The 25858-nt window shown below is 69.0% G+C and carries 24 protein-coding genes; 11 read left to right on the top strand and 13 right to left on the bottom strand.

Going from position 1 to position 25858, the window contains the following annotated elements:
* Positions 1–169 precede the first annotated feature (169 nt).
* Entirely contained in the window at positions 170–895 is a 726-nt protein-coding gene (locus ABN611_RS18645) for a hypothetical protein (protein WP_350281153.1), read from the top strand.
* Here ABN611_RS18645 and ABN611_RS18640 read toward each other — a convergent pair.
* From ABN611_RS18640 to ABN611_RS18625, 4 genes are all read right to left on the bottom strand, one after another.
* Positions 892–1497: a CGNR zinc finger domain-containing protein gene (locus tag ABN611_RS18640; RefSeq protein WP_350281152.1), complete on the bottom strand. Its 606-nt coding sequence runs from the start codon at positions 1495–1497 to the stop codon at positions 892–894. The two genes, ABN611_RS18645 and ABN611_RS18640, sit on opposite strands and share 4 nt — an antisense overlap.
* Before the next feature lie 4 nt (positions 1498–1501).
* On the bottom strand, positions 1502–2524 hold the full coding sequence (locus ABN611_RS18635; protein ID WP_350281151.1) for an SPFH domain-containing protein: 1023 nt from the start codon (positions 2522–2524) through the stop codon (positions 1502–1504).
* The gene (locus ABN611_RS18630; protein ID WP_350281150.1) at positions 2524–2817 is read right to left on the bottom strand and encodes a hypothetical protein; all 294 of its coding nucleotides are present in this window, start codon (positions 2815–2817) and stop codon (positions 2524–2526) included. Before ABN611_RS18630 ends, ABN611_RS18635 begins: the two co-directional genes overlap by 1 nt.
* 271 nt (positions 2818–3088) lie before the next feature.
* Complete coding sequence (locus tag ABN611_RS18625) at positions 3089–3802, bottom strand: TetR/AcrR family transcriptional regulator (protein WP_350281149.1); 714 nt, start codon at positions 3800–3802, stop codon at positions 3089–3091.
* A 113-nt stretch (positions 3803–3915) separates the two neighbouring features.
* On the opposite strand from ABN611_RS18625, the gene ABN611_RS18620 reads away from it, so the two are divergent.
* On the top strand, positions 3916–6096 hold the full coding sequence (locus ABN611_RS18620) for an MMPL family transporter (RefSeq protein ID WP_350281148.1): 2181 nt from the start codon (positions 3916–3918) through the stop codon (positions 6094–6096).
* Here the strand turns inward: ABN611_RS18620 and pdxH are convergent.
* Both pdxH and ABN611_RS18610 read right to left on the bottom strand, forming a co-directional pair.
* A complete protein-coding gene (gene pdxH, locus ABN611_RS18615; RefSeq protein WP_350281147.1) occupies positions 6042–6686 on the bottom strand; it encodes a pyridoxamine 5'-phosphate oxidase in 645 nt (214 codons plus the stop codon). The two genes, ABN611_RS18620 and pdxH, sit on opposite strands and share 55 nt — an antisense overlap.
* Positions 6687–6722: 36 nt before the next feature.
* Positions 6723–7346 carry a hypothetical protein gene (locus tag ABN611_RS18610; protein ID WP_350281146.1) on the bottom strand — a complete coding sequence of 208 codons (624 nt, stop codon included), beginning with the start codon at positions 7344–7346 and terminating at the stop codon, positions 6723–6725.
* A gap of 152 nt (positions 7347–7498) precedes the next feature.
* On the opposite strand from ABN611_RS18610, the gene ABN611_RS18605 reads away from it, so the two are divergent.
* Positions 7499–8611, top strand: a complete 1113-nt coding sequence (locus ABN611_RS18605; RefSeq protein WP_350281145.1) for a citrate synthase 2 — start codon at positions 7499–7501, stop codon at positions 8609–8611.
* A 161-nt stretch (positions 8612–8772) separates the two neighbouring features.
* Here the strand turns inward: ABN611_RS18605 and ABN611_RS18600 are convergent, their stop codons facing one another.
* Positions 8773–9525: an AraC family transcriptional regulator gene (locus tag ABN611_RS18600; RefSeq protein WP_350281144.1), complete on the bottom strand. Its 753-nt coding sequence runs from the start codon at positions 9523–9525 to the stop codon at positions 8773–8775.
* A 103-nt stretch (positions 9526–9628) separates the two neighbouring features.
* Here ABN611_RS18600 and ABN611_RS18595 point away from each other — a divergent pair, with 103 nt between their 5' ends.
* Positions 9629–10489, top strand: coding sequence for a phytanoyl-CoA dioxygenase family protein (locus ABN611_RS18595; RefSeq protein ID WP_350281143.1), 861 nt, complete (start codon positions 9629–9631; stop codon positions 10487–10489).
* A gap of 160 nt (positions 10490–10649) precedes the next feature.
* Entirely contained in the window at positions 10650–11777 is a 1128-nt protein-coding gene (gene serC / locus ABN611_RS18590; protein ID WP_350281142.1) for a phosphoserine transaminase, read from the top strand.
* A gap of 105 nt (positions 11778–11882) precedes the next feature.
* On the opposite strand, the gene ABN611_RS18585 is transcribed toward serC, so the two are convergent.
* The 3 genes from ABN611_RS18585 to ABN611_RS18575 form a co-directional block, all read right to left on the bottom strand.
* The gene (locus tag ABN611_RS18585; protein ID WP_350281141.1) at positions 11883–12977 is read right to left on the bottom strand and encodes a hypothetical protein; all 1095 of its coding nucleotides are present in this window, start codon (positions 12975–12977) and stop codon (positions 11883–11885) included.
* Positions 12974–14221 (bottom strand): SAM-dependent methyltransferase, encoded by a 1248-nt coding sequence (locus ABN611_RS18580; RefSeq protein WP_350281140.1) that lies wholly within the window; start codon positions 14219–14221, stop codon positions 12974–12976. The genes ABN611_RS18585 and ABN611_RS18580 overlap by 4 nt, the downstream gene beginning before the upstream one ends.
* 657 nt (positions 14222–14878) lie before the next feature.
* Entirely contained in the window at positions 14879–15298 is a 420-nt protein-coding gene (locus tag ABN611_RS18575; RefSeq protein WP_350281139.1) for a hypothetical protein, read from the bottom strand.
* 163 nt (positions 15299–15461) lie between these two features.
* On the opposite strand from ABN611_RS18575, the gene ABN611_RS18570 reads away from it, so the two are divergent.
* Together ABN611_RS18570 and ABN611_RS18565 are read left to right on the top strand one after the other, a co-directional pair.
* On the top strand, positions 15462–16070 hold the full coding sequence (locus tag ABN611_RS18570; protein ID WP_350281138.1) for a helix-turn-helix domain-containing protein: 609 nt from the start codon (positions 15462–15464) through the stop codon (positions 16068–16070).
* Entirely contained in the window at positions 16067–17338 is a 1272-nt protein-coding gene (locus tag ABN611_RS18565; protein ID WP_350281137.1) for an MFS transporter, read from the top strand. Before ABN611_RS18570 ends, ABN611_RS18565 begins: the two co-directional genes overlap by 4 nt.
* Here the strand turns inward: ABN611_RS18565 and ABN611_RS18560 are convergent.
* A complete protein-coding gene (locus tag ABN611_RS18560) occupies positions 17268–18371 on the bottom strand; it encodes a hypothetical protein (protein WP_350281136.1) in 1104 nt (367 codons plus the stop codon). The two genes, ABN611_RS18565 and ABN611_RS18560, sit on opposite strands and share 71 nt — an antisense overlap.
* A 139-nt stretch (positions 18372–18510) precedes the next feature.
* Entirely contained in the window at positions 18511–20139 is a 1629-nt protein-coding gene (locus ABN611_RS18555) for an acyltransferase (RefSeq protein ID WP_350281135.1), read from the bottom strand.
* Between the two features lie 104 nt (positions 20140–20243).
* Between ABN611_RS18555 and ABN611_RS18550 the strand changes: the two genes are divergently transcribed.
* The 4 genes from ABN611_RS18550 (at position 20244) to ABN611_RS18535 (ending at position 24841) form a co-directional block, all read left to right on the top strand.
* Complete coding sequence (locus ABN611_RS18550) at positions 20244–21317, top strand: LacI family DNA-binding transcriptional regulator (RefSeq protein ID WP_350281134.1); 1074 nt, start codon at positions 20244–20246, stop codon at positions 21315–21317.
* A 392-nt stretch (positions 21318–21709) separates the two neighbouring features.
* Entirely contained in the window at positions 21710–23029 is a 1320-nt protein-coding gene (locus ABN611_RS18545; RefSeq protein ID WP_350281133.1) for a sugar ABC transporter substrate-binding protein, read from the top strand.
* A complete protein-coding gene (locus ABN611_RS18540) occupies positions 23029–24009 on the top strand; it encodes a sugar ABC transporter permease (protein ID WP_350281132.1) in 981 nt (326 codons plus the stop codon). Before ABN611_RS18545 ends, ABN611_RS18540 begins: the two co-directional genes overlap by 1 nt.
* Positions 24002–24841 (top strand): carbohydrate ABC transporter permease, encoded by an 840-nt coding sequence (locus tag ABN611_RS18535; protein WP_350281131.1) that lies wholly within the window; start codon positions 24002–24004, stop codon positions 24839–24841. The genes ABN611_RS18540 and ABN611_RS18535 overlap by 8 nt, the downstream gene beginning before the upstream one ends.
* 95 nt (positions 24842–24936) lie before the next feature.
* On the opposite strand, the gene ABN611_RS18530 is transcribed toward ABN611_RS18535, so the two are convergent.
* Complete coding sequence (locus ABN611_RS18530) at positions 24937–25842, bottom strand: hypothetical protein (RefSeq protein ID WP_350281130.1); 906 nt, start codon at positions 25840–25842, stop codon at positions 24937–24939.
* Positions 25843–25858 lie beyond the last annotated feature (16 nt).

The following is a 25858-nucleotide window of genomic DNA, read 5'->3' as shown; positions in this document are numbered from 1 at the left end:
CAGCATAGTTCAAACGGTCGTTTGAACAGGAGGGCTCAGCCTGGTTGTCTCCGAGAAATCCTCAGATTTCCCTGAATCCCATTACTTCCCAGCGACCTCTCCCTTCACACCTCCACCACAGCGAGTGCGCGAACGAGTGGAAACTGTGAATGCCCTAGGGTCGTGAGCCATGTCTTCTGTGCGGATCGAGCGGCGGTTCCAGGGGCCGGAGCGATCGGGCAACGGCGGGTACGTCGCGGGTCTCGTCGGTACGGCGCTTGCCGCGCGGCTCGGTGATGCGCACGTGCCGCGCGTGACCTTGAGGATGCCGCCGCCGCTGGAGCAGGACCTGGAGCTCACGGCCGCGACGGACGCGGCCCGACTGTCCGACGGCGAGGCACTGGTCGCCGAGGCGCTGCCGGTCGACAGCGACTTCCTGGCCGACGCCACGATCGACGCGGTGCTGCCCGAAGAGGCTCGCGCGGCCGAGGCGTCGTACCGCGGGTTGCGGAACCACCCGTTCCCTGGCTGCTTCGTCTGTGGGCCGGCGAACCCGGGCGGCCTGCACCTGCGGCCCGGACCGATCGGCGACGGCCGTACGGCGTGCACCTGGAAGCCTGCCGCGGACCTCGCGACGGGCGACGACCTGGTCGACGAGGTGTTCCTGTGGGCGGCGCTCGACTGCCCCGGCGGGTGGACGATCGACCTCGAGGGCCGACCGTCCGTGCTCGGCCAGCTGACCGCGTGCGTCGACGCACGGCCCCAGGTGGGTGAGGAGTGCGTCGCGCTCGGCCGCTACCTGGGCGAGGACGGCCGCAAGACCTTCACCGCCAGCACCCTGTACGACGCCGACGGCCGGGTGCTGGCCCGCGCGAAGCACACCTGGATCGCGGTCGACCCGGCGGCCTTCAACTAACGGGTGCGGGCCGCGTGCGCGCGGACCTTCGCGCGGTTGCCGCAGGTCGCCATCGAGCACCAGCGACGGCGGCCGCGCGGGTCCAGGAACAGCCAGCCGCACGACGGGCAGGTGCGCACGTGCCCGCGGGACGAGCCGGTCAGCAGCTCGCCCGCGAGCACCGCGAGGTGATGCAGCGGAAGCGCCAGGTCCTCCGGCAGGTCCCAGACCGAGCCTTCGTCGGAGCGGAGGAGCCGGCGGCGCCCGGAGGCCTTCTCGATCACCCGGGCCGCCGCCTCGAACGTGGTGTCACTCGCCTGGCCGGTGAGTACGTCGTACAGGTCGACGCGGAAGTCGAGCGTGGCCTGCAGCCGCCGTACGGCCTCGGTCGGGCTGCTGCCGGCCTGCTCGATCAGCCGGAACACGGTCGCCGGCTGCAGCAGCCCGACGTAGGAGTTCCAGATCAGGAAGGCCTCGTACGACGTCAGCCACTCGGTCCGGGCAGGGCCTCGGGTTGTCCACTCGGACCGGGTGTTGACGAAGTCGAGCACCGGATGCGCGCCGACCGGCCGGGGCAGGACGACACCCTGCACCAGCTCGAGGTGGGACGGCAGCGCGTTCACGGAGTTACCTGGCCGGCTGCGACGGCTGGGTGGTCGGCTCCTGCCCGGACTGCCCGTTCGGCTGGGCCGGCTGGGACTGCTGGGTCGTGGTCGGCACCGGGATGCTGACGTTGCCGTTCTGCGGGATGACCATGAACTGGATCTTGCCGGACTCGATCGCGCTCTTCAGCAGGTAACCCTGCGCGCCGAGCATCGCGACCTGCTGCTTCACCGACTGCAGCTCGACGTTCACCTGCTGGTTCTTCTGCTCCTGGGTGGCCCGGGCCAGCTCGGCGCGCTGCTTGGCCTCCAGGCCGTCGATGATGCCCTTGTCCATCGGCATCGGCTTCTGGACCGTGAACGACAGCTCGCCGCAGGCGTTGTTGCCGTTGTACCCCGGTCCGCAGAAGTAGTCGCCGCCGACCGCGGCCGGCAGCAGCCGGGTGAACTCCTTGGCCGCCGCGGACTGGAACTGCGACTTCTTCGACTCGTTGTTGTAGAGCTCGGCCCAGCCGTAGTTGGTCGCGACCGCCGCCAGCGCCCGGTCGATCTGCGGCCGGAAGTAGCTCTGCAGCATGTCGTTCCAGCCGTCCTCCTCGTACGCCTCGGTCTTCAGGCCGATCCGCTCGTGGAACGACCTCAGCACGCTCTCGTCGCGGTTCAGCGTGAAGTACACCTGGACGCGGACGCCCAGCCGGACGTTGTCCTTGCTGACCACGGTGACCTCGTCGCCCGCCGCGGAGTCGGCGCCGTCGCCGCCGATGATGTACGAGCGCTGGTCGGTCGGGTACGTGTAGACCGTGTCGCCCGGGCCGATCAGCTTGTTCGTCGACCCCGGCGGGATGATCGACTTGAACTTCTTGTCCTCGACGACGCCGCCGCCGTAGTGCAGACCGATCCGGTTCGCGTCGGTGTCGGCGAAGTTGAAGATGTTGATCACGATGATCAGCGCGATCACCGCCGCGATCACGCCGCCGATCACCTTGGCCTTCACGCTGCCGTTCCCCTTGGGCTTGAGCGCCGCAGCAGCGTTGCCGATTCTTGCCATCAGTCGTCGAGCTCCTTGTTGTCTTCCGCCAGTCGCCGGACGTCGGCGAGGGTCAGGTCGGCGGTGACCGCGACGTCCCGCGGTACCGACGGATGCGAGCTGAGCGTACGCAGGCCCTGCTCGGCAGCCGCGACTGCCCGCTCCAGCGCCCTGGCCTCCTGCAGCAAGGCCCGATGTTCGGCGTGCAGCTCGGCCAGCGCCCGTTCCGCGCTCACGGCACGGCGGTACGACGACCAAGCGAGCCAGGCGGTTCCGATCAACAGCACGATCGCCGGCAGTCCGAGTCTGATCATGCCGTCGATTGTGGTTCATCCCAGGGCGAAATCCAGTTGAAGGGTGGACCAGGGGGCAGTAGGTTCGCAGTACACGCGAAGGGAGGTGGTCCAACGCATGAATTGCTATCGGACTCGTGAGGTGGCGGCGGGCTGACCGCCAACCACTGGTAAGTGGGCATGTGGTCGGCCAATCCAACGCCAGCCACCGGGCCCGCGGGCAGTCAGGTAGTCCGCCTGACCCTGAGCTCGACCACCCGGTCGCGTCTCCGGAAGCGCCCGCGGGCTTCTTCTATTCTGGAGCTGGGCAGTCCAGACCCAGGGCCTCGCCGATCTCGTAGAGCTGGGCCTCGAAGTACGCGCCGGCGTCCGGCAGCACCCAGTGCAGCTGGCCGAAGACCTCCATGCAGATCAGGCCGTAGAGCCTGGTCCAGTAGGTCAGCGACAGGTAGATCGCACCCGGCGGCATGCCGTGGAAGTGCTCCGACTCCTGGGTGAGCTGCGCGACCAGCTCGGTGCCGAGCTGCTCGTCCGGCGGGTACGGGAACGGCTTCCAGTGCCAGATCTGCGCGACCAGCTCCTTGAACAGGGCGCCGAACCGCATCGCGGCCTGATGCCCCGGCGTGTCCTCGTGGTCCTCGGAGTCCGGGCTCGGCACCGCCGTACCGAACAGCAGCGCGAACTCCGCCGGGTGCGCAAGCGCCCAGTCCCGCAGCCCGTTGGCGAGCAGGTAGAGCTGCGCGCCCAGGTCGTCGGTGTCCTCGCTGCAGCGCAGTTCCATCAGCGCGGCGGTCAGCTCGTCGTACAGGTCGGCGATCAGCGCGCTGATCAGCGCCTCGTGGCTCGGGAAGTACCGGTACAGGGCCGGCGGGGTGAGGCCGAGCTCGCGCGCGACCGCGCGCAGGCCGACCGCGGCCGACCCGCCGCCGACCAGCAACCGGCGCGCGGCCGCCTTGATCTCCGCGAGCGTCGCCGCCCGGCGCCGGTCCCGTCCACCCGATTCCACCGAAACACTCCTTGACATGCCTGTAGGTCGCGGCCGTAGAGTGAACACCGTTAACAGTTAACGCTGTTCACTCAAGCTCCTGCCGCTCAATCTACGCCCTTCAGGAGAGTTTCGTGTTCGAGACGCTCGGCCGTTTCACGTACCGGCGGCGCCGGCTGGTGCTCGCCCTGACCGGAGTCTTCGTCGTCCTCGGGCTGGCCTGGGGCACCGGCGTGTTCGGCTCGCTGGCGAACGGCGGCTTCGACGCGCCGGACACCGAGGCCGCGAACGCCGTCAAGACCATCGAGCAGCACGTCGGCCGCACCGGCACCGACGTGGTCGTGCTCTACCGCGACCCGTCGGCGACCGTGGCCGATCCGGCCTTCCGGCAGGCGGTCGAGCAGCACCTGGCCGGGCTGCCGGCCGCCGACGTGACCGCGACGACGACGTACTGGAGCAGCAAGTCGCCGGTCTTCGTGTCGAAGGACCAGCACAGCACGTACGCCGTACTCACGCTCGCCGGAGCCACGCCGGAGGAGCGGCTGGACACGTTCCACCGGATCGCCTCGGAGGTCCGCGCGCCCGCTGCCGGCCTGGAGACGCAGGTCGGCGGCGAGGTCGCGGTGTTCGACGAGGTGAACACGCAGACCGAGCACGACATCGTGCGGGCGGAGACGATCTCGACGCCGATCGTGCTGGTGCTGCTGGTGGTCGTGTTCGGCGGCCTGGTCGCGGCGTCGCTGCCGCTGTTCGTCGGCGCGCTGGCGATCCTCGGGTCGTTCGTGCTGCTCCGCGGGCTGTCGGCGGTCACCGACGTGTCGATCTTCTCGATCAACATCGTCACGATGATCGGGCTCGGCCTGGCCATCGACTACGCGCTGTTCATCGTCACCCGGTTCCGCGAGGAGCTTGCGCACGGCAACGACGTCGAGACGGCGCTGACCGCGACGATGGCGACGGCCGGGCGGACGGTGGCGTTCTCCGGTGTGACGGTCGGGGTGGCGATCAGCAGCCTGGTGCTGTTCCCGGTGATGTTCCTGAAGTCGATGGCGTACGGCGGGGTGGCCGCGGTCGCGATCGCGATGGTCGCGGCGCTGACCGCGCTGCCGGCGTTGCTCGCGGTGCTCGGGCACCGGGTGAACAAGCTGCGGATCTTCAAGTCCCGGACGGTCACCGAGGATCATCACGGTGCCTGGTACCGGCTCGCGCACAGCGTGATGCGGCGGCCGGTGCGGTACGTGCTGGTGCTGGTCCCGGTGCTGCTCGTGCTGGGGATTCCGTTCCTGGGCGCGCAGCTCGGTGGGGTCGACCATCGATCGTTGCCGGCGGGCGCGACCTCGCGGACGGTGACCGAGACGCTGCAGCGCGACTTTCCCGGTGCCGGCGGGTCGGACATCCACGCGGCCGTGCGGTTCGACTCGGCGCCGGGTGATCCGGCTGCGGCGCTGGCGCCGTACGTCGCCCAGCTGCAGCAGGTGCGGGACGTGGAGAACGTGCGGATCGGCGGGGTCGAGGACGGCGTCGCGTCGGTCGTGGTGCACACGAAGTACACCGCGCAGGAGCTGCCGGCGCGGGATGTCGTCCATGCGGTGCGGGCAGTGCCGGCGCCCGCCGGGGCCGACGTCGAGGTCGGTGGTGAGACGGCGGCGGTGATCGACCTGCTCGACGTGCTCAAGGAGCGGGCGCCGTACATGGCGGGCTTCATCGTGGTGGTCACGTTCGTGCTGCTGTTCGTTGCCTTCGGCTCCTTCGTGCTGCCGGCGAAGGCGCTGCTGATGAACGTGCTGTCGTTGTCCGCGGCGTTCGGGGCGATGGTGTGGATCTTCCAGGACGGGAACCTGTCCGGGGCGCTGGACTTCACGCCGGCCGGGTTCCTGGACGCGACGAACCCGGTGCTGCTGTTCGCCGTGCTGTTCGGGCTGTCGATGGACTACGAGGTGTTCCTGCTCAGCCGGATCCGGGAGGAGTACGACCGGACCGGCGACAACACCCAGGCGGTTGCCCTCGGCCTGCAACGGACCGGCGGGATCATCACCAGCGCCGCGTTGCTGCTGATCATCGTCGTGGCGGCGTTCTCCACCTCGGGCATCGTGTTCGTGAAGATGATCGGGGTCGGGCTGGTGATCGCGATCGCGCTGGACGCGACGATCGTGCGGGCGCTGCTGGTGCCGGCGACGATGCGGCTGCTCGGACGCGCGAACTGGTGGGCGCCGCGGCCGCTGGCGCGCTGGTGGAAGACGCACGGCTTCCGGGAAGAACCTCAGGGCTGGAGCCGCGACAACTCCCAGTCGGAGCCTGAGCTGGCCCGCCGGTAAGCCAGGCGGTCGTGCAGCCGGCCGACGCGGCCCTGCCAGAACTCGAACGCGGTCGGGGCGACCAGGTAGCCGCCCCAGAAGTACGGCGTCGAGATCTCGGTGCCCTCCGGCCACTGCCGCTCGTACGACGCGTACTGCAGGTCGAGCTCCTCGCGGGACTCGACCGGCTGGCTCTGCTGGGAGGCCCACGCGCCCAGCTTCGACTCGCGCGGGCGGGATGCGAAGTACTCGTCGACCTCGTCGGCCGGGAGCTTGGTGACGGTGCCCTCGACGCGGACCTGGCGCTCCATCGCGTGCCACGGGAACACGAGCGCGCAGTACGGGTTCGCGGCGAGCTCGTCGGCCTTGCGGGACTGCTGGTTGGTGTAGAACACGAAGCCGCGCTCGTCGAGGCGCTTCAGCAGGACGGTCCGCGCCGACGGCCGGCCGTCGGCGTCGGCCGTCGCCAGCACCATGGCGTTCGGCTCGGCCAGGCCGGCGCTCCGGGCCTGGTCCAGCCAGAGCTGGAACTGGACGAGGGGGTCGGCGGCGACCTGACTCTCGAGCAGCTCGCCCAGCCCGTACGTCTCCCGCATCTCCGCAAGATCCACGGCTCTGAGCCTACTGACTGCCGTGTCGGTGTTGCTCTACTGCTGCTGGCCTGGGTGCTGCGGCGGCTGGTGAGGCTGCTGGCCTGGCTGGTGTTGTGGCTGGCCTGGCTGCTGTGGCGGTTGGTACTGCTGCTGACCCGGGTAGCCGCCCCACTGCTGGGGCTGCTGCTGTTGCGGGAAGGTCGGCTGGTAGCCGCGGGCGTCCTGCACCTGGCCAGGTGCCTGCAACAGCTTGGCCAGCTTGGCGTCCTGCGCCCAGCGGCGAATGCCGACCAGCAGCAACGGAATGCCGAACAGCAGCAGGGACCCGTCGACCAACAGGTAGCTGCCGCGGAACCGCTCGCCCGGGAACTCGAAGAGCCGCATCAGGTCGAACACCTGCCGCATCGGCAGCAGGAACATCGCCAGCCCGGTCAGCGTCAGCAGCGCGCCGGCACCGGTCGTGACGCCGGCACCGATCGCCGGCGCCATCATCAGCAGGCCGAACACGACCGCGACGGCGATCAGCAACGCCAGCCAGGGCAGCGAGTCCGCGAGGTCGAAACGGAACGTCTGCAGGCGCCGGGCCAGCCGGCCGGACGCGAACGCGCCGACGACGAGGCCGACATAGGCAGCGATGACGCCGATCACGAGCCCGAGGCCGGGGAGTGGCTTTGTCATGCGTCGAGCCTAGACGCAGGGGCGGTCCACCACCGGAATGCCCGAACCGGTCACAAAGCTGTCCGCTCGTCGGCGCGGAGAACTATGCTGCCTGAGCGCCGAGGGTGCGCGGGCTCTCCTGGTGCGTCCGCGTCCTGACACTAAGGAGTCGTATGTCTGATCCGAGGACCGAGGTGCAGCACGGGCTGGAGGGTGTGGTCGCGTTCGACACGCAGATCGCCGAGCCGGACAAGGAAGGTTCGGCGCTCCGGTACCGCGGCGTGGACATCGAGGACCTGGTCGGCCGGGTGCCGTTCGAGAACGTCTGGGGCCTGCTGGTCGACGGCGCGTTCACGCCCGGCCTGCCGCCCGCGGAGCCGTTCCCGCTACCGGTGCACACCGGCGACGTGCGGGTCGACGTACAGTCCGCGCTCGCGATGCTCGCACCCGCCTGGGGTCTGCGGCCGCTGTACGACATCGACGACGTCCAGGCGCGCGAGGACCTGTCCCGGGCGGCGGTGATGGCGTTGTCGTACGTCGCGCAGGCGGCGCGCGGGATCGGGCAGCCGATGGTCCCGCAACGCGAGGTGGACAAGGCGAAGACGATCACCGAGCGGTTCATGATCCGCTGGCGCGGCGAGCCGGATCCCAAGCACGTCAAGGCCGTCGACGCGTACTGGACGTCCGCGGCGGAGCACGGGATGAACGCGTCGACGTTCACCGCACGGGTGATCGCCTCGACCGGAGCGGATGTCGCGGCCGCGCTGTCCGGTGCGGTCGGCGCGATGTCCGGGCCGCTGCACGGCGGCGCGCCGGCGCGGGTGCTGACGATGATCGAAGGCGTGGAGCGCTCGGGTGACGCGCGCTCGTACGTGAAGGGCCTGCTGGACGCGGGCGAGCGGCTGATGGGCTTCGGCCACCGGGTGTACCGGGCCGAGGACCCGCGCGCCCGGGTGCTCCGCCGTACGGCGCGGGAGCTGGCCGCCCCGCGGTACGAGGTGGCCGAGGCGCTGGAGCAGGCCGCGCTGGCCGAGCTGCGGGAGCGGCGGCCGGACCGGGTGCTGGAGACGAACGTCGAGTTCTGGGCGGCGATCGTGCTGGACTTCGCCGAGGTGCCGCCGCCGATGTTCACGTCGATGTTCACCTGCGCCCGGACCGCGGGCTGGAGCGCACACGTCCTGGAACAGAAGCGCACCGGCCGGCTGATCCGCCCGTCGGCGATCTACTCCGGCCCCGCCTCCCGCCCGGCCGACTCCGTCGAGGGCTGGAACCCGGGCTGGGCCTAGGGCGTGGCTCCCGCTCCCACGCCGTCGCGAGCAGGTGCTCGGTGCGGTGCATCGGCGTGCGGGAGCGAAGGTCTCGATGCGGAGCATCGTGGCCTTCGCTCACGTGCGGCGAGGTGCCGTGCCGAGTGCCGCGCAGTAGGCGTGGGAGCGGGAGCCACGCCCTAGCGGTCCTGGCTCGGTGAGCGGCCGGTGCGTTGGCGGTACTGGCGGCTGAAGTACGGGACATCTGTGTAGCCGAGGGCGGCGGCCGTTTCGGTGACGGTCATGCCGCTCTCGGTGAGCAGCTGATGCGCCCGGTCGATCCTGGCCTGGATCACGTACTGCGCCGGCGACATCCCGAACTGCGCGACGAACCGGCGGGTGAACTGCGCGCGGCTCAGCGCAGCCCGCCCCGCCATCTCGGTGACACTCCAGTCCCGGCCGGGGTCCTGCCGGAGCTGCCGGGCGATCTCGTCGACGGCGGTGTCGACGGCGCTGCGACCCGGGTGATGTACGGCGTCCCACACCAGCGTGACGAGCTGTTCGAGGCACAGCTCCGCCTGCCGCCGGCCGAGCGCGTCGCCGCGACGGTACGCCGCGTCGCTGGTCCGGGCGAGGACACCGAGGAGTTCACGATCCAGTACTTCGCCCCAGCGCGGATCGGGCGCCGCTGTCGTGACGGTCTCGAAGTGCATGCCGAAGACGAGCAGCCTGCGGTGCGGGTCGTGGGTGGCGCGGGGCGCGTCGCCGGGCTGGAAGACGGCGCACACGCCGGGATGCAGCTCGCGGCCGTTCGCGTTCAGCTGGATCGCGCCGCGGCCGTCGATCACGCACCACAGGAGGTGGTCGGCGAGTGGTGGCGACGTCCACGACCAGCGCGGTTCACAGCGCCAGAAGGTCGGGGCGGACATCGTGTCGAGCTGGATCCGGTGCATCGAAAATCCAAGTCCTCGCGTGAATCGTCCGTGGTTCCTGGTGGTATGTGCGCAGGAAAATGGGGTCTGCAGGAACACTAGAGCAGATTCGCGGGAGTCGTGCATGAGCGTTTCATACAACGTCGACGAGCGGGCCGCTGTGCACCGGGACGAGTTCGAGCGGACCGGGTACACGCTGGTCTGCGGGCTGTTCTCCACGGACGAGGCGGAGCGGCTGCGGGACCACTACATGGAGGTACGGCAGCGCGGGCCGCGGGCGCACGACTTCGCCGGGCACAGCTCGACCGATCGCGACCCGCTGAAGCGGTACCCGCGGATGGCGCAGATGCACCGGTGGGACGAGACGTCGCTGCAGTGGATGATCGACCCGCGTATCGACCAGGTGATGACCGCGCTGCTCGGCAGGTCGCCGTACGCCGTCCAGACGATGGTGTACTTCAAGCCGCCGGGCTCCCGCGGGCAGGCGCTGCACCAGGACAACTTCTACCTGAAGGCCGACCCCGGGACGTGCGTCGCGGCGTGGATGGCGCTCGACCGGGTCGACGAGGCGAACGGGTGCCTGGAGGTCGTGCCCGGGTCGCACCGGTGGCCGATCCTGTGCACCGAGAAGGCCGACACCACGGTCAGCTTCACCGACGTCACGGTGCCGTTGCCGTCGACCGCGGGCGCCGTACCGGTGGAGATGGAGCCCGGTGACGTGCTGTTCTTCCACGGGGCGCTGGTGCACGGGAGCAACCCGAACGTGACGACCGACCGGTTCCGGCGCGCGCTGATCGGCCACTACATCGAGGGCGAGGCGGAGCGCGTGGCGCAGTACTACCACCCGGCGCTGCGGATGGACGGTACCGAACTCACCCTGGAAGTGGCCGAGGGCGGCGGCGCGTGCGGCGAGTGGACCGACACGCCTGACGGCCCGGTCGCGGTCCTGACCGGCACGGAGACGATCACCCGCAAACACGAATAGCCCCTCTTTGTGCACCCGCCAACCATTCCGGGTCGCTGGAAACGGTTGGTGGGTGCTCAAAGTGGACCTCGCTCGGGTAGGCGCGAGGTGATGTGCGAGGATAGAGCGCGCTGACAGCGTCGTCGGCTTATCGAGTGCAGACGACGAAGGGAACACGCTGGTGACCAGCGCCAACATTCAGATTCCTGCAGAGCTCAAGCCCGCGGACGGCCGTTTCGGTGCCGGTCCGTCGAAGGTCCGTCCGGAAGCCGTCGCCGCGCTGGCGACCGAGGGCGCGAAGCTGCTCGGCACCTCCCACCGCCAGGCCCCGGTGAAGAACCTGGTCAAGCGGGTCCAGGAGGGCGTCGCCGAACTCTTCCAGCTGCCGGACGGCTACCAGGTCGTGCTCGGCAACGGTGGCTCGACCGCGTTCTGGGACATCGCGACGTTCGGGCTGATCCGGGAGAAGAGCCAGCACCTGAGCTTCGGCGAGTTCTCCTCGAAGTTCGCCAAGGCCGCGCAGCTGGCGCCGCACCTCGGCGACCCGACGATCGTGAAGGCCGACCCCGGGACCCGCCCGGTCGCGGTGGCGGAGGCCGGCGTCGACCTGTACGCGTGGCCGCACAACGAGACCTCCACCGGTGTGATGGCGCCGGTACGGCGGGTCGAGGGCGCCGACGAGGGCGCACTGGTCGCGATCGACGCCACGTCGGGCGCGGGCGGCCTGCCGGTCGACATCAGCGAGGTCGACGCGTACTACTTCGCCCCGCAGAAGTGCTTCGCCTCCGACGGCGGCCTGTGGATCGCGATCCTGAGCCCGGCCGCGCTGGCCCGCGTCGAGGAGATCACGGCCTCCGGGCGGTGGATCCCGGCGTTCCTGGACCTGGCGACCGCGGTCGACAACTCGAGCAAGAACCAGACGTACAACACGCCGTCGCTGGCCACGCTGTTCCTGATGGCCGAGCAGACCGACTGGATCAACAGCCAGGGCGGCCTGGAGTGGAGCGTCGCCCGGACGACGGACTCGAGCAACCGGCTGTACACGTGGGCGGAGAAGTCCGAGTACGCCACGCCGTACGTCGCCGACCCCGACGCCCGCTCCCTCGTCATCGGCACCATCGACCTCGACGACTCGATCGACGCCGCCGCGGTAGCCAAGACCCTCCGCACCAACGGCATCGTCGACACCGAGCCCTATCGCAAACTCGGCCGCAACCAACTCCGCGTAGCCATGTTCCCCGCCGTAGACCCAGACGACGTCGAAAAACTAACCCACGCCATCGACTACGTCGTCGAAAACCTCAAGTAACAACCCACTCCCCCGAACGTCGCCTCCCCCAGAGGCGGCGTTCGCCGTTCACCGGTCGTGCGGCGCTCGCCCTCTCGTCTGGAGATGGGCGGCTGTTCGCTCGGGTCAGGAGTGTTGGCGGCGGTGGGGGGTGGGTGGGGACTGGCCGGTGAGGCGGGCGTTTTCGGCCTGGCGGTCCTGGCGTTCGCGGCGGCCCGGCGGGAACGTGACGATCGTGATGATCAACGCGAACAGCGCCGCCCCGACGATGATCCAGCGCAGGTTGTTGCCCTTGCCGTCTTCGGAACTGTTGTTCTCTGGAGCAGTGGCGGGCTTAGGCGTCGCGCTCGCCTTCGGAGGCGTAGAAGCAGCCGCCTTCGCCGGCACCTGCACCTGGTAGACGGCCGAGTTGGCCCCTTCGCTACCGACCACGACGGTGCCATCGGTAGGCCCGAGCGCAACAGTCTCACCTTGGCCGAGCGGCGCGGCGCCACGAGCGATCGCGTTCGGCGTGTCCCCCCAGGCGACAGTCGTGACGTCGGCGTACGTCCGCAGTACCACTCGCTGCCCGTCCGGCAGGAACGTCCCGTCGGTGATCACCCCGCTCGGCGCCGCAGCGAGCTTCGTGAGGTCGTTGGTGCCCTGCCGCGACGGCGAGGGCGGCGCCGCGTAGATCGTGCCGGTGCCCTTCGTCGCCTTCGTGACGATGTAGAGCTGCCCGGTCCCGGGCTCGATCAGCAGCGTCTCGGCATCATGCGCCCCGTCCGGATAAGTGAAGTCGTACCGGTGGTACTTGACGTTCGCCTCGTCCTCGAGTGCGTCGGGCTCCGGGATCGTGTAGATCTCGATCTGCTCCCGGTTCTCCTTGTTGTCGCCGATGTCCGCGATGTAGAGCGTGCCGGCCTTGTCGATCCCGAGCGCCTCGACGTCGTTCACCTTGGCACCGAACCGGAGAACCGCCTTCACCTCACCGGTGGTGTCCACCGCGAACACCCGACCGGTGTCACCGGAGTCGTTCACCGTCCAGTACACGCCCTGGTGCTTGACACTCTTCGCCAGCCCCGACGACTCCTGGATCCGCTCGTCCTTCATCGAGAACAACCGCTTCGGCGCCGGCGGGTCCGCAGCAGTCACCGCCGAGGCCGTGCTGGGCAGCGCGGCACCCGCAAGCGCGAACACCGTCGCCCCACCCAACGCGAGCACGGCCCGAAGCCGCCTCACGAAACCACCCCAGCGTCGGAATCTGCTGTCAGGAGGAGCTGGGCGAGGCGCGGTTGCACGTGCCATTCGTCGACCATCGCCTGGTACTCGGCGCGTACCTCAGCCGTCGGCCTGGCGCCGGTGCGCGCGGCGCGGAGCAGGAGATTGCGCGGCGTGTGCTGACTGTCCACGAACTGCACGACCTCCACCCGGTAACCGACCTGTCGCAGCACCGCCGCTCGCAGGGAATCCGTCAGAACATCGGCGAACCGCTCCCGAACGATGCCATATCTCGTCATCAGCGCATAAGGCGCCGGTGGTGTGACGCTCTTCAACTGCTTTTGGATGTCGTGATGACAACACGGAGCCGCGAGTACCAGCGCGGCCTCCCACCCGACCGCCCGCGCGAGCGCGTCATCGGTCGCTGTGTCACAGGCGTGCAGCGCCAGTACGACGTCCGGCCGCACATCCAGCTCCGCACCTTGGATCGTCGCGTCCAGGAACCGCAGATGATCCTGCCAGCCCAGCGCCTCGACCACCCGGGTGTTCCGCTTCCGCGCCGCCGGGTTGTGGTCGATGCCGGTCATCCGTACGTCGTGCCCCGCCGCGGTCAGCAAGTGGTACGCCGCCAACGTCAGATACGCGTTCCCGCACCCGAGGTCTACCACCTGCAACGGCCGCCCGGTCGCGATCCGTCCCGCCGAAACGGCCTCGTCGAGCGCCGGCGCGAGCAGCTTGCAGAACTCCTCGATCTGCTTGTACTTCGCCTGCCGGGACGGCTTCACCCGGCCCTGGTGATCACTGATCCCCAGCTCGACCAGGAACGGCGCCGCCGGGTCGAGCACCCGCCGCTTCACCCGGTCGTGCCCAGTGTCCTGCTCCCGGCGATCCTCCTGCCGGTGCAGCAGCTCCTTGCCCTTCTTGGTGTACCGCAGCCGCAACGTCTCTTCGGTCGTCTCGACATGCCACGACCCATAGGCAAGCCCGAGCAGCTCGTCAACGGCCTTCTCGACGTCCGCATCCGGCACGTTCCGCGTATGCGCCTGCCGCTCGTCGAACTCGCTGACCTGCAGATGCCGCCGCCCCTTCAGATCGACGTACCGCACCTCGACCCGCAAGTACGCCGGAGCGTCCATCCCCCGCCGCCTCCCCGACGCGACGCCGCGCACCAACCCACCGCGCTCAAGCAACGCAGCGCGCACAACCCCCAGCGCCCCGGATTCCTCCGGCCGCGCCGGCTCCTCCGACCGCACCTCAGACTGCACCGAACCATTCTCCCCGACCACAGGTCCCCATCACAAAATGGTCTCGCCCACCCACCGTCACACTCCCCACCCTCCGCAACCACCAGCCACTTCCCACCGCGGTTCCGCAGGTTTCCGTCCGCTCGCAACTGACAGACTCATCCCGGACCACCACCTCCCCTCCCGGAGGCGGCCCATCTGGCTAATCCCGCAATTCCTTCGGTTCGCCCGGGCCCGCGCACGGCAGGACCAGCGGCGCGCCGCCGGAGGCGGCCCAAGGAACAGTCGCCCGCCCCGGAGCACGTGGGGCGTGAATGTCGTGGTTGGCCATTTGCTTCAGGCTGCGACCTTTGTGACTGCCCCGCCGGACCCTTCGCTTCGCCGGAGCCCGCGCACGACAGAACCAGCCGCGCGCCGCCGAAGGCGGCCGGAAGAACAGTCGCCGCCCCTCAGCGCGCGGCGCGTGAAGCTCTTGCGGCGCCTCTCGCTTCAGGAGGCGGCCTCTCTGGCTGCCCCGCAGTTCCCTTCGATTTCGCCGAAGGCCGCGCAAGACGGTACGAGACGCGCGCCGCCGAAGGCGGCCAAAAGGGACAGTCGCCGCTTCCGTCGAGATGTGGGGCATGCACGGAACACGGGGCCGGGCGGGTGAGGCGGCGGCCGGTTGGGGGCGGCGGGGGCTCAGGGCTTGGGGGCGGCGGGGGTGGGTGCCGAGGCGGGTGCCGCGGTGGGGGTGGGGGTTGGGTGGTCTTCTTCGGTTAGGAGGCCTAGGGCTCTTAGGCGGGTGAGGATGCCGCCTTCGCGGCGGCCCAGCGCCTTGATGAGTTGGTCGATGGTGGCGCCCTGGGTGTGGAGTTCGATGAGGGTTTGTTCGTCGTCTACGGACCAGGGGCGGAAGGCGTTGGGGTGGGTTTTGCGGGCGCGCTGGATGCGGCGGGTCATCGAGCGGGTGTCGAGGACCTCCAGGGAGCGGATCCGGGACTGGCGGTGGCGGCCTACCTCGTCGCCGGCGTTCCAGAAGACGACGGCTCCGTCGTCGAAGGTCATCAGGTCGGCGGGGACGTCGTAGTAGTCGCCGTCCTCGAGCATCACGCGCATCATCGCTGGTTGTCTCCAATGTCCTCGGTGGGATGCGTGGTCGACAGAGAAGATGCCGCGATCCATCTGACCCCGGACGGCCGATTCGCAAGCTGTGGACAACCATTCGCACAATCAGTTTGCAAAATTGCTTTGCAAAGATGCTTTGCAGTTCTATGCTCGATCCATGAGCGACGACGCCACCCCCGATACACCCCGCACGGTCAAGCTCGACCGGCATCTGGTGCGCGCCCTCGCGCACCCGATGCGGAACCGCATGCTCGGGCTGCTGCGGATCTACGGGCCACAGACGGCGACCACGCTCGCCGGGCGGCTCGGTGTGAACACTGGTGCGACCAGCTACCACCTGCGGCAGCTCGCGGACGCCGGTCTGGTGATCGAGGACGACAGTCGCGGCAACGCGCGCGACCGGTGGTGGAAGTCGGCCCACCAAGGCACCGAGTTCGACACGTCGGAGCTGCTGGACCAGGAGCCGGAGCTGGCCCTCGGGTACCTGCACGGGATCGGTCAGACGTACGCCGAGAACATCTTCGGGTTCATCGACGCGATGCAGACGATGGCGCCGGAGTGGCGGGACGCCAGCGTGCTGTCCGACTACCTGTTCCATCTCCGCGCCGACCAGTTCGACGCGATGATGCACGAAGTACTGGCCGTGTTGGAGAAGTACAAGACGCCCGACCTCACCGCTCCGCTGCCGGACGGCGCTGAGCAGGTCACCGTGCAGATCCAGGCGTTCCCACGCGAGACGCGGAGCAGTGCCGAGGACGGCGGATGAAGCGCAACCGCGCGCCGCTGGTGGCGTTCCTGGTCGCCAACGTGGTGTCGATCTGCGGCACCCGTGTCAGCTCCATCGCCATCCCCTGGTTCGTGCTGATCACCACCGGTTCGCCGGTCAAGACCGGCCTGGTGGCACTGGCGGAGATGGCGCCGCTGGTCGTGGCGAAGGCGATCGGCGGCCCACTGATCGACAAGGTCGGCGCCCGCCGGATCAGTGTGCTTGCCGACACAGCCAGCACCGGCGTCGTCGCACTGATACCGCTGCTGCACACCCTGGGCCTACTGCACTTCCCAACCCTGCTAGTGCTCGTAGCGATCGCCGGCGCACTCCGCGGACCAGGTGACGCGGCCAAATCAACCCTCGTCCCAGACATCGCAAGAGCCGCCAAGGTCCCCCTGGAACGCGTGACAGGCCTGGAGAGTACGACAGAACGCCTGGCCGGCTTCTTCGCGTACGCACTCGCAGGCGGCCTCATCACCCTGGTCGGCTCGGTCAACGCCCTCTGGATCGACGCGGCCTCCTTCGGTATCTGCGCCGTACTCATCGCCCGCTGGATCCCCAAGCACGAGAAACCAGCCGGCCACGAAGAACAGCGCTACGGCCGACGACTGCTGGAAGGCTGGCAGTTCCTCCGTACCGACAAGCTGATGCTGCCCCTCGTGCTGATGATCGCCGTCACCAATCTGCTCGACGCCGCAATCAGCGCCGTACTGCTGCCCGTCTGGATCAAGGACCACGGCTACGGGCCAGGTCACACCAGTCTGATCCTCACCTCATTCGCAGTGACCGCGACCGCGTTCGCCCTGCTGGCGGCGGCCATCGGCGACCGGATCCCGCGCAAGCTGGTCTTCACCCTCGCGTTCCTGATCGCCGGCGCGCCGCGGTTCGTGGTCATGGCGACCGACTCCCCTGTCTGGGCGCTGATGGCGGTGTACGCCGTCGGCGGCGTCGGCGCAGGCTTCATCAACCCGGTCCTCGGCGCACTGTTCATCGAACGCATCCCCAGCCACCTGCTGGGCCGGGTCAACTCACTGGCTGATGCGGTCTGCTGGACCGGCGTACCGCTGGGCGGTGTGGTGGCAGGTCTCGCCATCACAGGCATCGGTCTGGCGCCGGCACTGCTGGCCGGTGGTGTCGTCTACCTGATCGCGACGATGTCGCCGGTACTGATCGGCCGGCACGAGCAGTGGAAAGCTACACCGGGTCTGACGGATCCTGCGGGAACCGCGGCAGATCCGGACCGGGTGGCAGCCGCAGCGTCCTAGCCTTCGTGGCGTTGTCCAGTTCGCGCCGCATCCGCTCTCGCTCCGCCCGCAGCAGCCCCAGCATCACCAGGTCCAGCAGCATCCCACCAGCGGCAGTGAACTGCGTAGCGGCGAACTGGAAGACCTGTGTCATCAGCAACGACACCAGCACCGCCAGCTCGAACAGCCGGACCGCCCGCGCCCGGTTGCCCTTCCGCAACGCCAACGCTCCCCGCACCGTGAAGGTGGCGGACAGCACGGTCCCGACGATCACCCCGATGACCGGCAGGTGGCCGAACCCCTCCCCCAGCACAGCAGCGATGACGAGCCCACCCACAACCTGCAGAGCCAGTACGGCGACCGCGACCGACGGCGCCTTCGGATTGGTAGCAAGCCGCTCGAAGCCCCGCTGCAGCGCCCGCCACGCCGCGTCGACGGGAGCAGCCAGCTCCACTTCGTCGGGCGGACAGGCGTCCAGCAGCTCCGACGCCTCCCGTCGCCCCTCCACCTGGCGCGGCACCTCGCGCAGCAGCTCGGACGCCTCCGCCCGGCGCCGCCGCGACAGCCCGCCCGCGACCCCCTCGACCGCGTGGTCGACGACGTTCGCCAGCTCCTCCCGCGGATCGATCGGCCGCCGCGTCGTCAGGAAGCGGAACCCGAGCACGATCAGCACGAAGACGACGTACACGATCGCCGCGGTCGGCTTGTAGAAGTAGTTGTTGTCCGAGGTGACGAACTTCCCCACCTCGTCGATGAACAACCCGAACCCGATCCCGCCGACCGTCGCGGCGGCCGGCCGCACGACCGGTCCGACGTACCCGAGCAGCAGTGAGATCGCGATCAGCATCAGCAGGCCGCCGGGCAGTACGTGGGCGATGTGCAGGCCCTTGCCGCCGATCTGCGGGTACCCGCTGAGGCTGAGGAACAGCCGGGTCACCAGCACCGTCGCCACCCCGGACACCACGAACGTCGTCAGGTGCTCCCCCGACCGGACGTTGCGGACCAGACCTGCCCGCATGAGGTACGACGAACGTTCACCGGCGGAGGTGGTCATGCAGAGACGTTAGCCGAGCAAGGCTGCCACCACGACGATGGCGACCAGGGCGGCCAGTACGAGCGAGGTCACCAGTCGGCGCGTGCGGGGGTCCACCCCGTCAGGGTAGGCGGACCTCCCCGGTCGCCGCGCCGAGGGGTCAGTGCAGCGTGACCAGCGGCTCCGGGCGGTGGACGCCGCGCGGGCGGTAGCCGAGGGCGTCCGACATGCCCAGGTAGTCGGACAGCAGCCAGATGATCGACAGCCACATCTCCGTCCCCTGCAGGCCCGGGATCGCCCGGTCGTCGGTCCCGTCCGGTGCGAACGCGAACCCGGCGCCGTCGACCCAGCGCGGCAGGATCGCGTGCAGCTGCTGCTCGGCCCAGCGGCGGCCGTCCTGCTCGCCGTACGCCGTCTGCTTGCGTGCCAGCCACAGCGGGTGGATGACGTCGAGGACGTTGCAGGCGTTGTAGTTGTCGCCCGTGAACATCCGCCGGTCGTTGCTGTGCGCAAGAACCGTGGCGACAGCCTGCTCGGGGTACGGCAGCGGGAGCCCGAACTGGGCGTAGGTGCCGCGCGTCAGCCGGTAGAACCCGTTCACGACCTGCAGCAAGCCGTCGTCGGGATGCGGAGAGCCCCACGCGCCGAGCGCCGGATCGACGCGCGTGAGGAGCCAACCCAGCAGCGGCTCGAGCGGGCCGGATTCCTTGTGGTCGTGGAGGTTTCGCGCGAGCGCCGTACCGAGGGCGTCGATACCGGAACCCGCCGACCACGCCTTCCTTGCCCAGGGCAAGTTGTCCAGCTCGTCGAGGGTGAACTCGGTGGTGATCGGGTGCTCGAAGCTGCTGCCGAGGACCTGCAGCGCGTACCCGACGCACAGCACGTGGTAGCTCGCCGGGCCTTCCAGGACCGAGAGTTCGGCGTCGGACGGCTTGCCCAGGCCGTCGTCGGACAGGTCTCCCGGTGCGACCAGTCCGGTCGCCGGGTCCTGGCGCGCGCGGAGCCGGCGGACGAGGTCGTCGCGGGTGTGGCCGGCGGGCGTACGGCGTACCAGCAGGTCGGCGAGCTCGACGGCGTCGCACCACGGGCGGATCTCCGGCTCCCTGTCGATACCGGGACGGTCCACGAACCGTACGCCGTCCCAGCAGCGCGCGAGCACCGCGTCGAGCTGTTCGCGCGCCTTCGCGGCGAAGTCCTTGAGCGGGGTCCGAAGGTCACCTGACATGGATGCTCCTGTCCGCGAGCGGAGGATGCGGGCGGGGTTGCCGGCCGCGACCGAGTTGGCCGGGATGTCCTTCGTCACGACCGCGCCGGCGCCGACGATGCTGTGCGCGCCGACCGTGACGCCGTCGAGGATCGTGACGTTGGAGCCGATCCAGACGTCGTCCTCGATCGTGATGCCGAGCGAGGTGTGCGGCTGCTTGAAGATCGGCTCGCCGGGCGCGGTGCCGTGGTTGAACGCGAGCAGCGACGTGTGCGCGCCGATCCGGACGCCGTCGCCGATCGTCACGTTCCCGCGGACCGCGGTGAACGGGTTGATCGTCGTGTCGGCGCCGAGGGCGATCCGCCCGGTGAGGTAGGCGTGCGCGGCGACGTACGAACGCTCGCCCATCCGGAGCTCGTCGCAGTACACGGCCGCGGACTCCGCGACGTACGCGTCGGCCGCCAGCTCCAGCGACCCGCCGAGCCGCGCCTGCCGTTCGGCCTGGCGCTCGCGCTCGGCATCCGAGGCCTTCCGGGCGTACTCCCAGGGCAGGAAATCCAGGCGCAACGGCTCGTTCGGCAGCATGGGAAAACGCTATCCAAATCTTGGTGAGGCCGCTAGGGGCGAAATGGCGCTGCTAACCTCCCGTCTGACATGAACACTTTTCCGTCTGTGCGAGGTGCCGGGCGATGACGACGAGCGGATCCGTCCCGGACGGCGACGACAGCCCACAGGTCGGCACCCGGCGCAGCCAGCGGGTCACGATCAGCGACCTCGCCCGCCGGTTGCACATCTCCAAGGCGTCGGTCTCGTACGCGCTGAACGGCCGCGCCGGGGTCAGCGAGGAGACCCGGCAGCGGGTGCTCGACCTCGCGGAGGAGCTGGGGTTCCACCCGAACTCCGCGGCGGTCGCGCTGTCCGCGAGCCGGACCCGGACGATCGGGATCGTGATCGCGCGCGAGCCCACGCTGATCTCCACCGAGGCGTTCTACATGCGCACGCTGGTCGGCATCGAGCAGTACCTGAACGAGGTCGACTCGTCGCTGCTGCTGCGGCTGACGGGTGAGCACGGCGAGGATCTCGACGTACTGCGGCGCTGGTCGCGGCAGGGGCGGGTGGACGGGTTCATCCTGTTCGACGAACTGGAGAACGACCAGCGGATCCAGTTGCTGAAGGAACTCGGCGTACCGTGCGTCGTGGTCAGCTCGAACGAGACCGACGACGAGGTCGGGCGGCTGATCAGTTCGCCCGGGGAGACCGTCACGCTGCTGCTCGACCACCTGGCCGAGCTCGGGCACACGGACATCGCGCACATCAGCGGGCCGTTCACGTTCATCCACGAGCGGTTGCGGGTGCAGACGCTGCTGGAGGAGGCCGCGCGGCACGGGATGACGGTGCGGCACATCGAGGGCAGTTACCGGTACGACGACGGTGCCGAGCTGACGCGGCAGTTGCTGACCGGGCCGAAGCCGCCGACCGCGATCGTGCTCGGGAACGATCTGATGGCGGTTGCGGCGTTGCGGGTGGCGATGGATCTCGGTACGGCGGTGCCGGACGAGGTGTCGATCGTGGCGTGGGACGACTCGCCGCTGTGCGAGTTCGCGCGGCCCGGGATCACGGCCGTCGACCAGAAGACGATGGAACGCGGGCGGGCCGCCGCCGACCTGCTGCTCCGCATCGTCACCGGCCAGCCGCCGGTCCACGAGGAAGCTCCGGCCGGCGAACTCCGCCACCGCGAGTCCTCCGGCCCGGCACCTTCCTGACGCCGGCGCCAGAAGGTTCACCCGCGAGGGCACCGCCGCAGCTGAAGCGTTCGCTGGGACCGTGGGGGTTGCCCATCGAAATGGAGGGTTGCCCAGCCGTATTTTCAGCGGGCAACCCTCCAGTTCAGGCGATATCCCCTCGACTGGAGGGTTCGCGCGGGGAGGCGACCGGGGCGTCGCAGTTTGAAGACTGTGTGAAATCGGGCTGTTGCGGAGGGTGTTGGATTGTGTTTGCCGGGGTGGTGGGGGAGGTTGGGTGGGTCACGAGGTCGTAACGAACTTTGCTCTACTGAACCGGTTAGGGTTTCGAAACTTAACCGGTTAGGTCAGTATGGGGCCGATCTGCCCCCGCGGGCTCGCGGGGGCTCGACGACGGGACGAGGGAGTCCGACGTGAGACTGCGTTCGCTTGTAGCCGCGGTGGCGGCGACCGCCCTGGGAATCAGCCTGGCCGCCTGCGGAGGCGGCGACTCCGACGGTGCGTCCGGCGGCGGTTCGGGTGGCGACCAGACGCTGACCTACTGGGCCAGCAACCAGGGCACCAGCCTGGACAACGACAAGGAGGTGCTGACCCCGGTCCTGGAGAAGTTCACCAAGGACACCGGGATCAAGGTCAACCTCGAGGTGATCGGCTGGAACGACCTGCAGACCCGGATCCAGACCGCGATCACCTCCGGTCAGGCCCCGGACGTGGTGAACATCGGCAACACCTGGGCGGCCTCGTTGCAGGCCACCGACGCGTTCCTGCCGTTCGACGGCGACGCGATGAACGCGATCGGCGGGAAGGACAAGTTCGTGCCGACGGCCCTGGCGACCGGCGGCAAGGAAGGCACCGACCCGACCTCGGTCCCGCTCTACGGCCTCGCGTACGGCCTGTACTACAACAAGGCGATGTTCGCCGCCGCCGGCCTGCAGCCGCCGAAGACCTGGGAGGAGATGGTCGCCGCGGCCAAGAAGCTGACCGTCCCGGCGAAGAACCAGTGGGGGATGGCGCTCGCGGCCGGCAGCTACACCGAGAACGTGCACTTCGCGTTCATCAACGCCGCGCAGAACAAGGCCGACTGGTTCAACGGCGAGGGCAAGCCGACCTTCACCGGTGACGGCAACGTCCAGGGCGTGCTGCGGTACCTCGACCTGATGCAGAAGGACAAGGTCGCGAACCCGTCGAACGCGCAGTACGACAACGGCACCAAGTCCGTGAACGACTTCGCCACCAAGAAGGTCGCGATGGTCATCAACCAGAACAACGCCGACTCCTCGATCGTTGCCAACGGCATGAAGGCCGGCGAGTACGGCGTCGTACCGTTCCCGGCGCCGGCCGGCGGCGAGCCGGTGGCCAGCCACGTCGCGGGCATCAACCTGTCGATCTTCAAGAACACCAAGAACAAAGACGCCGCGCTGAAGTTCGTCAACTACATGACGTCCGCGCAGACCCAGACCACGCTCGGCAAGCCGTTCGCGTCGCTGCCGGTGCTGAAGGACGCCAAGCCGGTGTTCACCACCGACGAGGCCGAGGCGGCGACCTTCCAGGACGTCTACAACACCAAGTCCAAGCCGCTGCCGCTGGTGCCGGCCGAGGACCAGTTCGAGAGCACCGTCGGCAAGGCGATGAACGCGATGTTCGCCAAGATCGCGACCGGCGGGACGGTGACCGCCGACGACGTGAAGGCGGCGCTGAAGACCGCCGAGGACCAGGTGGCGGCAAGTAGCTGATGTCCCTCGCCACAGAGCAAGCTTCGCCGGCCGCCACGCGGCCGGCGAAGCCCAAGACCAAGCGGGGCCCCGAGCACCGGCCCGGGCTGAACCGGTGGCTGCCGTACGCACTGCTCGCCCCGGCCGTGCTGCTGGAGCTGTTCATCCACATCATCCCGATGATCGTCGGGATCTGGATGAGCTTCGTGAAACTGACCAAGTTCTTCATTGCGAACTGGTCGTCCGCGCCCGGCGCCGGGCTCGGCAACTACAAGGTCGCGCTCGACTTCGACAACGCGGTCGGGCAGGGGCTGCTGAAGTCCTTCGGCGTCACGGTCGCGTTCTCGCTGATCACGGTCGCGTTCTCGTGGGTGCTCGGGATGGCCGCCGCGGTCGCCCTGCAGCCCGAGTTCCGCGGCCGGGGCCTCGTCCGGACGTTGTTCCTGGTGCCTTACGCGCTCCCGGCGTACGCCGGCATCCTGACCTGGAACTTCATGCTCCAGCGCGACACCGGCGCGGTGAACCACGTCCTGGAGCAGCTCCATCTCAGCGACGGCAACACCTTCTGGCTGATCGGCGGCAACGCGCTGGTCTCGCTGATCACTGTGGCCGGCTGGAAGCTGTGGACGTTCGCGTTCCTGACGTTGATGGCCGGTATGCAGAGCATCCCCCGGGACCTCTACGAGGCCGCGTCGGTGGACGGCGCCGGCAACATCCGGCAGTGGCGCAACATCACGCTGCCGTCGCTGCGACCGGTCAACCTGGTCCTGGTGCTCGTCCTGTTTCTGTGGACGTTCAGCGACTTCAACACGCCGTACGTGCTGTTCGGTACGGCGCAACCGCCGGCCGGTGACCTGATCACGTTCCACATCTACAACGCGTCGTTCCTGACCTGGAACTTCGGCACCGGTGCGGCGATGTCCGTGCTGCTGCTGATCTTCCTGATGATCGTCACCGGCGCGTATCTGCTCGTCACCGGACGGAGGTCGCGGCGTGCGTGAGACCAGGGGTTTCAAGATCTATCGCGGTGTCACGCTGACAGTCCTCGGGTTGTTCGTGCTGGTTCCGCTGTACGTGATGGCGACGTCGTCGCTGAAGCCGCTGAAGGACGTGCAGGGCGCGTTCACCTGGTGGCCGACGAACCTGACGCTGGCGCCGTTCGTGGACATGTGGAAGACGGTGCCGCTGGCGAAGTACTTCGTGAACTCGACGATCGTGTCGGTGGCGGCGACGGTGTTCTCGGTGGCGATCGCGATCCTGGCGGCGTTCGCGGTGTCGCGGTTCCGGTTCCGCGGGCGGACCGTGTTCACCACGACGGTGCTGTCGACGCAGATGTTCCCCGGAGTGCTGTTCCTGCTGCCGTTGTTCCTGATCTTCGTGAACATCAACAACGAGTTCGGGCTGCAACTGGTGGGGACGCGGCTGGGGTTGATCATCACGTACCTGACGTTCAGCCTGCCGTTCTCGATCTGGATGCTGGCCGGATACTTCGACAGCATTCCGCGCGAGCTCGACGAGGCCGCGCTGGTGGACGGCTGCGGTCCGATGGGCGCGCTCTGGCGCGTCGTCCTGCCGGCCGCGCGGCCCGGTGTCATCGCGGTGGCGATCTACTCGTTCATGACCGCGTGGGGTGAGGTCCTGTTCGCGTCGGTGATGACCACGGAGGCGAACCGCACGCTGTCGGTCGGCCTCCGCCAGTACTCCACCCAGACCAACATCTACTGGAACCAGATCATGGCGGCGGCCCTCGTCGTCAGCATCCCGGTCGTCATCGGCTTCCTGCTCGCCCAGCGCCACTTCGTCGCCGGGGTGACCGCCGGCGCGGTCAAGTAGGCGGATCTGCAGCACTCATCAATCGCCTCTCGGAGGGTCAGCTGAGCGTGGCGACCCTCGTCCAGGGGCAATTGATGAGTGCTGGCGGTCCGCGCTCAGTACTCGGAGATTCCGCTGATCGAGACCGAGGTCGAGTAGAAGGTGGCGTAGTTGCCGTTCTTGCCGACGGTCGCGCCGCTGTAGCCCTGGGTGGACAGGCGGTAGCCGCCGACCTTGGCGTCGCGGGCCGAGCTCGGTCCGGAGGCGGGGATGCCGGCGCCCCGCATCGCGAAGGCGATGATCTGCTGGCGGACCGATGCGTCCTTGACGAAGACCGCCAGCGCCGCGGGCAGGCCCTGCTTCAACGACGCGACCGCGCCCTTGGGGCACTGCGGGCAGTTCTGCACGCGGGCGCTGCTGCTGCCGCTCACGTCGACGTACTCGGGGTACAGCTTCTTCGTGTAGTCAGGGCTGATGTAGATGTCGATCGTGCCCTTGGTGCATTCCCAGCGGCGGTCCAGCTTGCACGCGTAGCCCTGCGCCTTGTACGCCAGGACGAGCGACTTGACCGTGACGCCGGGGAGGCAGCCGTTACAGCCGGCCGCCGGCTTGGACGGCTGCGTCACCTGCGGCGGCTGGGTGGGCTGAGGCGGCTGGGTCGCCTGGGTGGCCGGGCTGCCGCCGGTTGCGGCCGGATCGGTCGGGGAGACCGCGGTCGGGACCGGCTGCGACGACCGGCCGGCCACCGGACTGGCCGGACTGTCGGCGATGTCGTCGGCGCCGTCGCCGGTGAACCGGCTGACCACGAAGATCCCCGCCCCGATCAGCATCAGCGCGCCCACCACGGCGACCACGATCGGCACGACCTTGCCCGACCGCGGCGGCGGCGGAGGCGGCGGATACCCGCCGTACTGCGGCCCGTACTGCGGCCCGTACTGGGGCTGCTGGCCGTACGGCGGCTGCTGCGGGGGCGGCTGCTGCGGGGGGTGCTGCCCCGGGTACCCGCTCTGCTGGTTGCTCACGGCCACAATATAAAGA

It is taken from the genome of Kribbella sp. HUAS MG21, from assembly GCF_040254265.1.
In the GTDB taxonomy this organism is placed as follows: domain Bacteria; phylum Actinomycetota; class Actinomycetes; order Propionibacteriales; family Kribbellaceae; genus Kribbella.
The sequence above is the reverse complement of the archived record's forward strand: the minus strand, read 5'-3'. Positions and strand labels throughout refer to the sequence as shown.